The sequence below is a fragment of the Elstera sp. genome (genome assembly GCF_044372965.1).
Lineage (GTDB): Bacteria > Pseudomonadota > Alphaproteobacteria > Elsterales > Elsteraceae > Elstera.
In genome coordinates this window covers 23789-36293 of record NZ_JBILQX010000019.1, presented here as the reverse complement: position 1 = coordinate 36293, position 12505 = coordinate 23789, and the positions used below count along the sequence as shown (strand labels likewise).

Genomic DNA, 12505 nt, shown 5'->3' with positions numbered 1-12505 from the left:
GCCAGCATAATAAAGCCGCCAGCGACCGCCGTTGGTAAGGATGCCCCACCTAAGATTACCCGTCGTGATATCATCGACACGGCGCAGGTACCGCAGCATCTGGGAAGACGGCGCAAGCTCTTCGCCGCGCCGGGACGAGCGTCGGTCGAGTGGCCTTTTCCAGCGTTTTGACTCGACGATCACAATCCCAAGTTCGTAGCGCTTATATTCCTCGATGAATGTATCGGCCTGGCGCTTGGCGGCGGCATCGGCGAACAGAAGCCCGTCCGGAACGTCCTCACGCCCCTTTACGGTAAGGTTCTGCTGCCGCATGTACTGATCCCATCCGAGCCGGAGGAGAACCGGCCAAATCAGATCGTCTTCGGTGCGAGTCTCGTTAGGCGATTGGCCAGTCGGGAAACGCGCAAAAACAGCAGCAAGATCGGCATAGAGCGCATCAACGGCTGCATCGTCAAACTGCTGCCAATCGGCATTGCTCGTGATCGATTGCGTCAGAAAATCACTGGTGAAGAGGCTACCCTGAAAAATTGTCTCAATACTCACGCCAGATCGCCCCTTTAACCAATATTTCCAAAACAGACTGCGGGGTATCGCCCGCAAAGCTTTTTACGACCGCGAGGCACGGAGCTTCGGCAACCTTGCCCCCAGGCGCGCGGATCGAAGATGCGTATATCGTGACAGCATCTCAGCGCCCAAGTGCCCCACGATAGCTTGAATCTCCTGATCGCGCAGGTCCGTGAACTCGAAGAGCCTGGAGATCGCCTCGTGGCGTAGATCATGCCAGCGGAGATTATCGAAGACGCCATCGACGATATCTCGGAAAGCATGGCCTACAGCGCGCGGGGTTTCGATAGGAAAGACCTTTACCTTGCCGACAGTCGGCGTCGCAGGACGTAGGGAAACGAAAGCCTCAATCGCTCGTTCGCTCAGCGGCACGGTGCGGCTTCTGCCGTTCTTGGTCTTATCAAGGAAAATATGAGGATACTCATCGTCAAGCCGAACACGATCCCACGTCAGCCCCGATAGTTCCGCCTGCCTCATACCGCTTTCGATAGCGATAATGATTGCAGGTTGGAGCCAGGGTCGGGACGATCCTTCAGCAGCCTTCAGCAATGCGTCTTCCTCAATCTCAAGAATGCGTCTATCCCTCCCCTTCCCGAGGGCTGGACGTACACCCTCAATGACGGGATTCATCACGGGGGTCCGGAACGCCATCTGCCATTGTTTATAAACGACCGACAGCACATTCAAGCGATGCACAATGGTCTGAGGCGCAAGCTCTTCTAGCAACTCATCCACGATTTGAGTCAAATCCCACGGCTTAACCGAAAGCAGTGACCAGCCCGCAATCTCCTCGTGAGCGATCCAGAACTTAAGCTGCGATGCTTGGTTCTTCGCCCATTGCGATATCGGTTCTCTCTTGCCGTCCTTACCCACCGGTGCGATCCGGTCAAGGTACCATCCACAGGCTTCAGCTACTGTGGTATCGCGCGCAACCTTCTTATCAACAAACTCATCGCCGACGATCTTGCCCTTCTGCACGTCACGCCATTCACGCGCCGCGGCCTCGGTCTCGAAGGTCTGGGTTACAAGCTTGCCGTTAATCCGAAGCCTGACCCTATATTGCGCTGGTCCGCGCTTCTCGATTCCAGATGCCATAATGGTCAACTCCGCCGAAAGGAAATGGACCAAATTGGACCAAAAATTCAGCAAAATTGCAAGGGGGAAGGTCTAAGTCATTGAAATCATTGGAGCGGGTGAAGGGAATCGAACCCTCGTCGTAAGCTTGGGAAGCTTCTGCTCTACCATTGAGCTACACCCGCAGCGCGCCGCAGCGACTAATACCAAGGCTTATAGGCAAGGTGGCGCTATGATGCAAGAGGATCGCGCGGACAGAAGAATTTATGGAACCTTTCCTGCCCGGGGGCGTTTAAAGGGAGATGTGATCTTGCGGCACCGCTGCGGCAAATAGGCAACTCGGGGGTAGAAACCATGATTCCTTTAGCATTGTGATACGCGCAAGCGTTGGTTCGGGCTTGCTCCTAGGACGGGAGGGCAGTAGAACTGGCAACATGAATATAGAGCTTAGGGCTCGTCTAAAGGCGCGATCACTCTTGCGCCTTGGCGGGATAAATAAGGAGAATGCTATGAAGTCGGTTAAGCTGCTAAGTGTGATTGCCGGTCTGGCCCTTCTTACGGGCTGCGGTGCGATGGATATCGAAGCGTTGCGCGGCACGACTGCGCCGTCGCAGGGCACGGCCTTCACGAAGGCGCTGACCACTGAATATCGCGCCCTCACGGTCTTCGAAGCGGATGAAATGAAGGATTGGCCCGATGCCTATACCTTCGCCGCGAAGGGCCTTGCCGCATCGCGCGGTGAAAATGTTCTCCCGGAAGTCCTGACCAATTGGTCGCTGACCCAGGAAAAGGCTCAAGAACTCGGCACGGCCCGCGCCAAGCTGATCCAGGCGCTTGATGCGAACGCCCGCACCGCCAAGCCCGCCATTGCCGCCAAGGCACAGGCTGCGTTTGACTGCTGGGTTGAGCAAGAAGAAGAAGCCTTCCAGCTTGCCGATATCGCTTCGTGCCGCGGCACGTTCGAACATGCGCTGGCCCAGCTCGTGACCCCGGTGGTAACGCCGCAACCCACGCCGCAAGCCCAGCCTGCGCTCAGCAAGAACTTCATCATCTATTTCGCCTGGGATAGCGCCCGTCTCGACGCCGCTGGCCTGCGCATTATCGATGAAGCTTCGGCAACCGCCAAGGCAACCGGGAATGCCCGCATCACCATCGTCGGCCATGCCGATCGCTCGGGGACGCCGGAATACAACACCCGCCTGTCGCTGCGTCGCGCCGATGCGGTCCGTACCGCGCTCGTCGCCAAGGGCATCGCCACCGAACGCACCTCGGTTACGGCGCTCGGCGAAACCGAACCGGCCGTTCCGACGGCGGATGGCGTGCGTGAAGCCCGTAACCGTCGCGTGGAACTGACCATCCGCTAACCCCGGATACCGTCAAGCCTTAAAGGCGCCGATCCCTCTTGGGGGATCGGCGCTTTTATTTTGGGCCAATCCGGTGCTAGTCTCTTAAAAGTGTAAAGAAAGCCCCCACCGATCTCGGACTGCTGGGGGCATAGGGATTCTCAAGCGATGTACAAAGCCACAACCCGCGCCATTACCGTGACGGTGCAGCCCACCTACCTGGAGGATCAGTCGGAACCCCAGGCCGGGCGCTTTGTATGGGCCTATCACATACGCATCGACAATGGCGGTAATCGCACGGTTCAACTGCTGAACCGCTATTGGGAAATCACCGATGGCATCGGGCGGCGGCAGGAAGTGCACGGCACAGGCGTTGTTGGGGAGCAGCCGGTTCTAAAACCAGGCCAAACCTTCGAATATACCAGCGGCACCCCCCTGCCCACGCCCTCGGGCATTATGGTCGGCACCTATCAGATGGAAGCCGAAGATGGCGAGCGGTTTGACATTGCCGTCCCCGCTTTTTCGCTCGATTCGCCCCACCAAGCCGTTCGCCTGAACTAGCGGTGTTAATTTCGGCTTGGTGCCCCGCTTGACATCGCCGACCAATGCGCCATGTCAGTGGAGCTTGCAGCGAAGCTCCCCTTCGAGGGTGAAAAAGCCGCTGACTCCACGGCTCGCCCGAGCCGCTTTCCAGCGCTTGGGCGCAGGACGAAAGGACCAACTGTGAACGCCTATACCACACCAAAAGACGAAATCGCCGCCGCCAGTTCCTTCCCCGCCGCCCCCCTGGTCCGCCCCAGCCGCGATGAAGCGGAAGCTGCGGTTCGCACGCTGCTGCAATGGGCGGGCGACGACCCCACCCGCGAAGGGCTTGTGGATACGCCCGCGCGCGTGGCGCGGGCCTTCGAAGAATGGTTCGCGGGATACGAGATCGATCCGCGCGAAATGCTTCAGCGCACCTTCGAAGAAACCGATGGCTACGACGAAATGGTGCTGCTGCGCGATATTCGTTTCGAATCCTTCTGCGAGCATCATATGGCCCCGATCATCGGCAAGGCCCATATCGCTTATCTGCCGAAAAACCGCGTCGTTGGTATTTCCAAACTGGCGCGCGTTGTAGAGGTCTTCGCCAAACGCTTGCAGATTCAGGAAAAAATGACGGCGCAAATCGCCAATGTGCTGGATGAGGTTTTGCAGCCCCAGGGCGTTGCCGTGGTTATCGAAGCGCAACATCAGTGCATGACCACGCGCGGCATCCACAAGCCCGGCGTTGCGATGGTGACGAGCCGTATGCTGGGCGCATTCCGCAGCAATGTGGAAACCCGGCGCGAATTTCTCGCCCTTATCGCGCAACCGGGGCTAAGCTCTTCCGCTGTATAATAGTGCGGGCGGGGTTTATCCCCGCCCCGCTCAGCGGAAAGGATTGTAAGACGTGCCTCTTGGAGAAAGCCTAACCGCGCGCGCGCTGCTGGATCGGCTCGTTGCCTTTCCCTCCGTCTCCTCCGACAGTAATCTCGATCTCATCCGCTTCATCGGCGATTATCTCGACGGTTGGGGCGTTCCCTGGCGGCTGAGCCACTCGGTAGACGGCCGTAAGGCCAATCTTTTTGCCACCATCCCGGCGACCGATGGAGAAACCAGGCGGGGCGGGCTAGTCCTTTCCGGACATACCGATGTGGTACCCGTCGCGTCGCAAACCTGGAGCAGCGATCCCTTTACCGTAACCGAGCGCGGCACGCGGCTGTATGGGCGTGGCACCTCGGACATGAAGGGCTTTTGCGCAGTTGCCCTTGCTCAGGTTCCGGCGCTCGTGAAAAATCCGCTGCCGGTGCCGCTGCATTTCGCCTTCTCGTGCGACGAGGAAACCGGTTGCCAGGGCGTGCCCTCGCTGCTCGCCGATTTGCTGGCGGAAGGTATCGCCCCGCGCGCGGCCATCATTGGCGAGCCAACCCTGATGCAGGTGGTGAACAGCCATAAGGGCTGCTACGTGGTCGAAGCCCTGATTACCGGCATCCCCGCCCATTCGAGCCAGCCCCATCGCGGCGTTTCCGCCATCAGCGCCGCCGCCAAGCTGATTGCCGCCATCGAGCGCGAGGATGCCGCCACCCTCACCCGCCAAGCCGCGAACAGCGATTTCGAGCCGCCCCGCTCCAGCCTAACCGTTGCGATGATCGACGGCGGCACCGCCACTAATATTATTCCGGGCCGCTGCCGCCTCGCCTGGGATCTGCGGCTTGCCCCTTGGGATCGGGCCGAGGACATTCTAGGCCGCATCTATAAGGTGGTGGATGAGGACATCCGCCCCGGCCTAAAGGCCCAGCACCCCGACGCCGATATTGAAATCCGCCCGATTGCCACCGTGCCGCCGCTGCGCCCCGATCCCGCCTCGGCCCTCGAACGGCTCACCCTCGCCCTCACCGGCCATAACCGCGCGATTGCCGTTTCCTACGCCACGGAAGCCGGGCTTTTCCAGCAAGAGGGGATGGACACTATCGTCTGCGGCCCCGGCTCCATCGATCAAGCCCATCAGCCCGATGAGTTTATCGAGGCCAGCGAACTTGTCGCCTGTGCCGATTTTTTGGAAAGGCTGTTCGAGAAACTGCGGGCGGGGGCGCTGGGGGCGTAAGTATTCTCAATAAAAAACCGGTCGAAATTTGGTTTCGACCGGTTTTTTAAAATTAAGGCGCTCTTAATCGTCGTTACCGCGACCCTGATGAAGCCAGTTGCGCATATTCTTCACGAAAGCTTCCGGGCTTTTCTCGACAATCTTGTTGATCTGCTTCACCAGCGAGGCCCGCACGCTGCCATCGACGCCGCGCAGCTTCATTTCAAGCTCCTCGGCGAACGCATCGCGTTCCGGGGCGGCGGGCGGTGGCGGGGCAGGCATCGGGGGGCGGGACATTCGATAAAACCTCGCTCAAGTCTGAGGTTTTATCTTACGCCTCAACCCGCACGATACGCAAAATATTCGTGGCCCCCGGCGTTCCGAACGGCACGCCCGCCGTGACCACCAGCTTTTGCAGCGGCAGGGCGATACCCACGTCGCGCGCAACCCGGCAGGCGATGGCGACCATATCGTCGAACTCGCGGCAATCGTCACACACGACCGGGTGCAGCCCCCACACCAGCGCCAAGCGCTGCGCCGTTTCCGGCTTCGAGGTCAGCGCCAGAATCCGCGTACTGGGCCGTTCGCGCGCAACCCGCAGCGCCGTGAGGCCCGAGGAGGTGAAGGTGACGATGGCTGCCGCCTTGATGGTTTCCGCCACCTGGGACGCCGCCGCCGCAACCGCGTCCGACGCGGTTTCGTCGTGGGTCGGCACTTCGGCCATCATCAGGGTGCGGTAGAGACTATCCCGCTCCGTCCGGCGAATGATGCGTTCCATAATGCTGACGGCTTCGACCGGATATTGCCCCGCCGCCGTTTCCGCCGACAGCATCACCGCGTCCGCCCCATCGTACACGGCGGTCGCCACGTCGGAGGCTTCGGCGCGCGTCGGCGTCGGCGCGGTAATCATCGATTCGAGCATCTGGGTGGCCACCACCACGGGCTTGCCTGCCCGGCGCGAAGCGCGGACGATGCGTCGTTGCAGCGCCGGAACGTCTTCCGGCGGCAGTTCCACGCCCAAATCGCCGCGCGCCACCATCAGCGCGTCCGACAGGGTGATAATATCGTCCAGATGCTCGATGGCCGACGGTTTCTCGATCTTCGACAGAACCCCCGCCCGCCCAGCGATGAGTTTACGCGCTTCGGCCACATCCTGCGGGCGTTGCACGAAGGACAGCGCGATCCAATCGACCCCCAACTCCAGCGCAAAGGCCAGATCGTTGCGGTCTTTTTCGGTCAGGGCCGCGAGATCGATCACGGCATGGGGCACATTCACGCCCTTGCGGTTCGATAAGGCCCCGCCGGTAATCACCTCGGTTTCGGCGAAATCCGTGCCGGATTTGGTGATACGCAGGCGCACCTTACCATCGTCCAACAGCAAATCCTGCCCAGGCGCGACGGCGGCGAAAATTTCGGGGTGCGGCATGCCGACGCGCGTTTGCGTACCGGGCGTTAAATCGAGGTCCAGCCGAAAGCCCTGCCCCGCCTTCAACTCGATTTTCCCATCCGCAAACGTCGCAATCCGCAGCTTCGGCCCCTGCAAATCGCCGAGAATACCGATAGGGCGACCGAGATGCGCCGCAACGGCGCGGACGGTGCGGAAGCGTTCGGCGTGATCCTCGTGGCTGCCGTGGCTGAAGTTCAGACGGAAAACGTCGGCCCCGGCTTTGATGAGCTCAGCAATCCGTTCGGGGCTTGAGCTTGACGGACCCAAGGTCGCCACAATCCGGGTACAGCCTTCACGACGCATTCAATCCTCCCAGGCGTGTTTTATCGCGCCACTGTCGTCGGAATGGGAGAAATTATCAAGTGAAATCAATATGTTATTCTGTAGTGAGCGCGTTGCTCACTACAGTTTGCTCGCAAGCGCAAAAGAAAGCCCCAAAAACTTGTTTAGCGCTTCGGAACAAGCACTTCCCGCTTACCAACATGGTTAGCCCCGCTCACCACGCCCTCAGATTCCATCCGTTCGACCAGCCGGGCCGCGCGGTTATAGCCAATTTGCAGGTGACGCTGAATGAAGCTGGTCGAGGCTTTGCGCTCGCGCGCGACCAAGGCAACCGCTTGATCATAGAGCGAATCGCCGTCGCTCTCGCTCTCGCCGCTGCTGGCGGCCGCCGCTTCCTCATCCTCTTCCAGCACGGCATCCACATAGGCGGGCTCGCCCTGGCTGCGCAGAAACTGGGCGATTTGCTCCACTTCAGCGTCGGAGACGAACGGCCCATGGACGCGGGTAATGCGCCCGCCGCCCGCCATATAGAGCATATCGCCCTGCCCTAAGAGTTGTTCCGCCCCGGATTCCCCAAGGATGGTGCGGCTATCAATCTTGCTCGTTACCTGGAAACTGATGCGGGTCGGGAAATTCGCCTTGATCGTGCCGGTGATGACATCGACCGAGGGCCGCTGCGTTGCCATGATCAGATGAATGCCCGCCGCGCGCGCCATTTGCGCCAAGCGCTGAATGGTGCTTTCGATTTCCTTGCCCGCCACCAGCATCAAATCGGCCATCTCATCGACGATGATGACGATGTAGGGGAGCGGATCGAGGTTCAGCGGCTGATCTTCAAACAAAGGCGTGCCGGTCACTTCGTCGAACCCAACCTGAACCCGGCGGGTGCGCGAGGCCCCGCTGTCGGTGAGTTCGGCGCAGCGCGTGTTATAGCCTTCGATATTGCGCACACCGAGCTTCGCCATCGCCCGATAGCGGTTTTCCATCTCGCGGACGGCCCATTTCAGCGCCACCACGGCCTTCTTCGGATCGGTGACAACCGGCGTCAGCAGGTGCGGAATCCCGTCATAGACCGACAGTTCCAGCATCTTCGGGTCGATCATAATCAGGCGGCACTGTTCGGGCGTCAACCGGTACAGCAGCGACAGGATCATCGCATTAATGCCAACCGATTTGCCCGAGCCGGTGGTGCCCGCGATCAACAGATGCGGCATTTTTGCAAGATCGGCGATCACCGTGGTCCCGCCGATATCCTTGCCCAGCACCAGCGGCAGGCGACGCGCGGGATCGGCGAAATCGGGATGGGTCAGCACATCGCGGTAGAAGACCGTCTCGCGGCGGGCGTTCGGCACTTCGATGCCGATAACGGTACGGCCCGGAACCGTGGCGATGCGCACGGCAATCGCCGCCATCGAGCGCGCAATATCTTCGGCAAGTCCAATAACGCGGGCCGATTTGGTGCCCGGCGCGGGATCGAGTTCATAGAGCGTCACCACGGGGCCGGGGCGCGTATTGACGATTTCCCCGCGCACCCCGAAATCTTCTAAGACCGACTCGAGCAGGCGGGCATTTTGCTCCAGAGCGGCGGGCGACGGCAGCGCGGTTTCGACGGGCGGCTCCAGCAGAACATTGATCGGCGGCAGAGCGTAATCGCCCGACGGCTCCGGCAGCCCCGGATAGGCCGTGGGCTGAAAGCCGCCCGCCTTGGTTTCCACCTTGGTCGGAACGCGCTTTTGCGTGACGGTTTCGGTCGAAGGTTTCGGCGCTGCAATCGGCGCGGTTTCGGCGCGCGGCACTTGAACGGTTTCAGTGCGCGAAGCGGCGACGAAGGCCGGGGCATCGAAATCGCTCGGGGCTTCCGGTGCTAAAGCGCGCGGCGCATCCGCCGTGGTGACGGGACGCCCGAAGCGCGGCTCGGCCCGCTCGGCTTGGCCCTCGGGGCCGGTTTTCAGGAAGGGATTGACGGGTTTCACCGCCGCCTTCTTGCGGTTCAGTAACCCGCCCAGGCCGGAGGCGATGGGGGGCACCTTCACCGAAATCGATGGCACGTCGAAGCTCGGGCGCGCGGGCATGGGAATGCCTTGGGCGCGGGCGCGGAGTTGGCTCACTTGCTTGCGGAACTCGCGCCACTCGCGGCCACCGAACCCGAGGGTCCAAATCCCCAAAAACCCAGTTACACCGGCGGCAATCAGGCCGATGGTGGAGCGGCTCGCGCCGCCAATCATCGGACCCAAGGCGCTAATCGGCTTGAATGCGAGTTCGCCGATCACCCCGCCCGGCCCCGACGGCAAACCGAAAGCGATCCCGTGCGGCAGCGCGCCTGCGGCAAGCGCCGCGCAAATCAGCGTCGGCGGTAATAAGGAGACGCGCAGCCACATTTTCGTAAGGCCGTGATTGGCGAATAGACGCCAGCCCCAGGCCGCGAGAATGCCAATCAACGCCAGATGGGCAAGCCCGAGGGTTTGCAGCCCAACATCGCTCACCGTCGCGCCGAAACCGCCCAGCAGATTGCGCACCGGCCCGCCCGTCGCCTTCAACGGCGAGGGGTCGGCGGGATAATAGCTGAGATAGGCGAGGAACATCGCCGCCGCCAGCAGCAGCAGCAGCAGACCGCTCGTTTCTTCCATCCGGCGCACGATAAACTTATCGGCCCCGACAGGCAGCAGGGCGGCACGGCCCTTCCCACTGGCGAAATCGGTCATTGGTTTTGCCCCTCATGGCGGTCAAGACAATCGGCAAGGCGGATCAAAGCGGCTTCGGTCACGGCTGGCGGATGCACCAGCGCGACGCGGATATAGGCACTGCCGGGATTATGGCCATCGGCCTGGTCCCGCGCGAGGTAGCGACCGGGCAGGACTTTCAGCCCAGCGTGTTGCCACAGCGCCCGCGTGGCGGCTTCGCCATCGCCGACGTTCAGCCACAAGAAGAACCCACCCGGCGGCGTAAAGCGGCCCCAGCGGCTGCCAATGATGCGTTCCGCCGCGGCGAAATTGGCGCGATAGACGGCGCGCACATCTTCCACATGGGCATCGTCGCGCCACAGGGCGGCGGCGGCGGCCTGGATCGGCAATGGCATCCCCGCCCCGCCGTATTCCATGACCCGCGTTAACGCCGAAATCAGGTTGGCATCGCCCGCAACGAAACCCGAGCGCAGGCCCGGCAGGCTGGAGCGTTTGGAGAGCGAGTGAAACACGACGAGATTATCGAGCGCGCCGGTTTCCAGCGCCACTTCCAAAGCCCCGGCGGGCGGCGTGGCGACATAGACTTCCGCGTAGCATTCATCGAGCGCCAACACGAAATCATACTGCCGCGCCAGCGCCAACAGGCGGCGCAGATAGGGCAGCGGCGCAATCGTTCCTTGCGGGTTAGCGGGCGTGCAGAGGTAGAAAATCGCCGTGCGCGCCAAAAGCGCCGGCGTTAGCGCGTCGAGATCGGGCAGAAAGCCGGTTTCCTCGGTCGCATCGACGAAGACCGGCTCCGCCCCACCCAAGACCGCCGCCCCGGCATAGACCTGATAGAACGGGTTCGGCATCACCACCGCAGGCGTTTGGCCATTTTTACGCGTCGGAATCGCCGTGAGCCCCAAGAGGAAGAGCGCTTCGCGCGTGCCGGGGGCTGGGACCACATGACGATCCGGGTCTATAAAGCCTTCCGGCAAACGGTAACGACGCGACAGCCACCCGGCGACAGCCTGCCGCCAATCGGGCGCACCTGCGGCGGGGGGGTATTTAGTGAAACCCGCCTGGGCTTCGGTGAGAACGGGCATCATCAACGCCGGCGCAGGCAATTGCGGCTCGCCGATAGAGAGCAGCAGCGGGGCCGGATCGGTCGGCGGGGTCAGGTCCACCAACAGCGCCGTTAAGCGCCGAAACGGATAATCCCCTAACTTATCGAGTCGATCATTAAGCATTTTCTAGCCCGAAAATCGCCGCAGCACCCCGACAGCGCTTTATGACGTTGGGCTAAGAATGCCATCCAGAGCTTTGTCTTACAACACAAAAATCACTTAACTTAAAGCGATGTATTAATTTGCACTTCGCGGCGTATGATGCGTAAGACAGACACAATCGTCAATCAAACGTTAGTAACGTTCCGTTAGGAAACCGATCACCAGGAAACCTATCGACGGCGCAGCCAGAGGCTGCCACTGCGATTTTCGAGCCCCTTTGGCATCAATCGCACCAATTCCTCCGGGTGCTTTTGAACAATAAAGTCATTGAACATAATAATCTCATAGTCGTGATTATTCATCAGAAATGCACGAAGGAGATAAATTTCATTCCAAGATCGATTCCCTTCAAAAAACCATTCTCGCGGATATTCAAATGGATAGAATATATCGTGAAAATGAACGTAGACTCCCGACTTCAAAATTGGCAGTAACTCGAATATTTCATAGTGAACGTCACTCCCCGCCTTCGACACATGGGTCGAGTCAATGAACAGAAAGTCACCGCTCTCCAGGGCTTTAAACAAATCCAACGGAACATCCTGAACGGGCCGCTCCAGGACCGAATGACGCGCCCGATCTTCGGCACTAATCAGGCTGTAGAGCCGCTCAGGATAGGGTTCGATAAAGGTGAATTCGGTCGTCCGCCCCAGAAAGTGCCGATCTATCGCCAAGGCGAGCGCCGAGGTGAAGCCGCTGCCGACTTCGATGAACCGCCGGGGCCGAAAATGCATGAGAAGACCGGCCAGCACCTGCGCGTCGCCGGGCGGAAAATAGGGATTCTGGTAATAGAAGCAATTCTCCACAGCCACTCTATCGGGCAAGACAAGCCGCGCGATGTGCGGACTAAGGTCCGCGAGCAAGGCGAGTTGAGCTGTTACGCGAAGGTCGATTTGCGGCAACGCCCGGTCAGGGTTAAAAACCTCACCCGCCCGCTGCGCTAAACTATCGAGATCCACAATCGGCGAATAGATATGCCCTGGCGGCACCCAGGTGGTCGGCGCGGGCGGGGTATGGGATAGATCCGCTAACGCCTCGGCCAAGCGCGCCGATAGGGCTGTCACCTCCGCCAGAATCTTTTGGGCCTCCTGCTGGAGTAGCTCCAATTTTCCCGAGGACATAGGGCCTCCTTCGTGCGGTAAAGCTTCGCCCGCCGCGATGATTTTCACAGCGATAGCCGATTGCCAAACAAAAAGAGAGCCGCTCGCGCGGCTCTCTCAGGCGTCTTAAAAGGCAGGGTA

At 60.5% G+C, this 12505-nt stretch carries 10 protein-coding genes, 1 tRNA gene and 1 pseudogene; 4 read left to right on the top strand and 8 right to left on the bottom strand.

The annotated features are described in order from the left end of the window. From ACIQ36_RS04680 to ACIQ36_RS04670, 3 genes and pseudogenes are all read right to left on the bottom strand, one after another. A pseudogene (locus ACIQ36_RS04680) lies at positions 1–543 on the bottom strand (restriction endonuclease); the annotation flags it as partial. A gap of 63 nt (positions 544–606) precedes the next feature. Further along, a complete protein-coding gene (locus ACIQ36_RS04675; RefSeq protein WP_395826408.1) occupies positions 607–1659 on the bottom strand; it encodes a tyrosine-type recombinase/integrase in 1053 nt (350 codons plus the stop codon). A 90-nt stretch (positions 1660–1749) separates the two neighbouring features. Beyond that, positions 1750–1823: transfer RNA gene (locus ACIQ36_RS04670), tRNA-Gly, on the bottom strand. A 324-nt stretch (positions 1824–2147) separates the two neighbouring features. Between ACIQ36_RS04670 and ACIQ36_RS04665 the strand changes: the two genes are divergently transcribed. From ACIQ36_RS04665 to argE, 4 genes are all read left to right on the top strand, one after another. After that, complete coding sequence (locus ACIQ36_RS04665) at positions 2148–3002, top strand: OmpA family protein (protein ID WP_395826406.1); 855 nt, start codon at positions 2148–2150, stop codon at positions 3000–3002. Between the two features lie 147 nt (positions 3003–3149). Then, positions 3150–3542, top strand: a complete 393-nt coding sequence (gene apaG / locus ACIQ36_RS04660) for a Co2+/Mg2+ efflux protein ApaG (protein WP_395826404.1) — start codon at positions 3150–3152, stop codon at positions 3540–3542. 162 nt (positions 3543–3704) lie between these two features. Then, complete coding sequence (gene folE / locus ACIQ36_RS04655) at positions 3705–4361, top strand: GTP cyclohydrolase I FolE (RefSeq protein WP_395826402.1); 657 nt, start codon at positions 3705–3707, stop codon at positions 4359–4361. 52 nt (positions 4362–4413) lie between these two features. Further along, positions 4414–5607, top strand: coding sequence for an acetylornithine deacetylase (gene argE / locus ACIQ36_RS04650; RefSeq protein WP_395826400.1), 1194 nt, complete (start codon positions 4414–4416; stop codon positions 5605–5607). A gap of 63 nt (positions 5608–5670) precedes the next feature. Here argE and ACIQ36_RS04645 read toward each other — a convergent pair whose 3' ends face one another. The 5 genes from ACIQ36_RS04645 to ACIQ36_RS04625 form a co-directional block, all read right to left on the bottom strand. Then, a complete protein-coding gene (locus ACIQ36_RS04645; protein ID WP_395826398.1) occupies positions 5671–5883 on the bottom strand; it encodes a hypothetical protein in 213 nt (70 codons plus the stop codon). Positions 5884–5917: 34 nt separating this feature from the next. Continuing rightward, positions 5918–7336 (bottom strand): pyruvate kinase, encoded by a 1419-nt coding sequence (gene pyk / locus ACIQ36_RS04640; protein WP_395826396.1) that lies wholly within the window; start codon positions 7334–7336, stop codon positions 5918–5920. A 143-nt stretch (positions 7337–7479) separates the two neighbouring features. Further along, the gene (locus tag ACIQ36_RS04635; protein WP_395826394.1) at positions 7480–10017 is read right to left on the bottom strand and encodes a DNA translocase FtsK 4TM domain-containing protein; all 2538 of its coding nucleotides are present in this window, start codon (positions 10015–10017) and stop codon (positions 7480–7482) included. Continuing rightward, positions 10014–11225, bottom strand: a complete 1212-nt coding sequence (locus ACIQ36_RS04630) for an aminotransferase class I/II-fold pyridoxal phosphate-dependent enzyme (protein ID WP_395826392.1) — start codon at positions 11223–11225, stop codon at positions 10014–10016. The genes ACIQ36_RS04635 and ACIQ36_RS04630 overlap by 4 nt, the downstream gene beginning before the upstream one ends. A 209-nt stretch (positions 11226–11434) precedes the next feature. Then, positions 11435–12385 carry a class I SAM-dependent methyltransferase gene (locus ACIQ36_RS04625; RefSeq protein ID WP_395826390.1) on the bottom strand — a complete coding sequence of 317 codons (951 nt, stop codon included), beginning with the start codon at positions 12383–12385 and terminating at the stop codon, positions 11435–11437. Between the last annotated feature and the right edge of the window lie 120 nt (positions 12386–12505).

Bases quoted from the DNA above. Each gene is read 5' to 3' on its own strand.
- ACIQ36_RS04665 (WP_395826406.1), top strand. From the start codon at position 2,148: ATGAAGTCGGTTAAGCTGCTAAGTGTGATTGCCGGTCTGGCCCTTCTT.
- pyk (WP_395826396.1), bottom strand. From the start codon at position 7,336: ATGCGTCGTGAAGGCTGTACCCGGATTGTGGCGACCTTGGGTCCGTCA.
- ACIQ36_RS04675 (WP_395826408.1), bottom strand. From the start codon at position 1,659: ATGGCATCTGGAATCGAGAAGCGCGGACCAGCGCAATATAGGGTCAGG.
- ACIQ36_RS04645 (WP_395826398.1), bottom strand. From the start codon at position 5,883: ATGTCCCGCCCCCCGATGCCTGCCCCGCCACCGCCCGCCGCCCCGGAA.
- ACIQ36_RS04630 (WP_395826392.1), bottom strand. From the start codon at position 11,225: ATGCTTAATGATCGACTCGATAAGTTAGGGGATTATCCGTTTCGGCGC.
- ACIQ36_RS04625 (WP_395826390.1), bottom strand. From the start codon at position 12,385: ATGTCCTCGGGAAAATTGGAGCTACTCCAGCAGGAGGCCCAAAAGATT.
- ACIQ36_RS04635 (WP_395826394.1), bottom strand. From the start codon at position 10,017: ATGACCGATTTCGCCAGTGGGAAGGGCCGTGCCGCCCTGCTGCCTGTC.
- apaG (WP_395826404.1), top strand. From the start codon at position 3,150: ATGTACAAAGCCACAACCCGCGCCATTACCGTGACGGTGCAGCCCACC.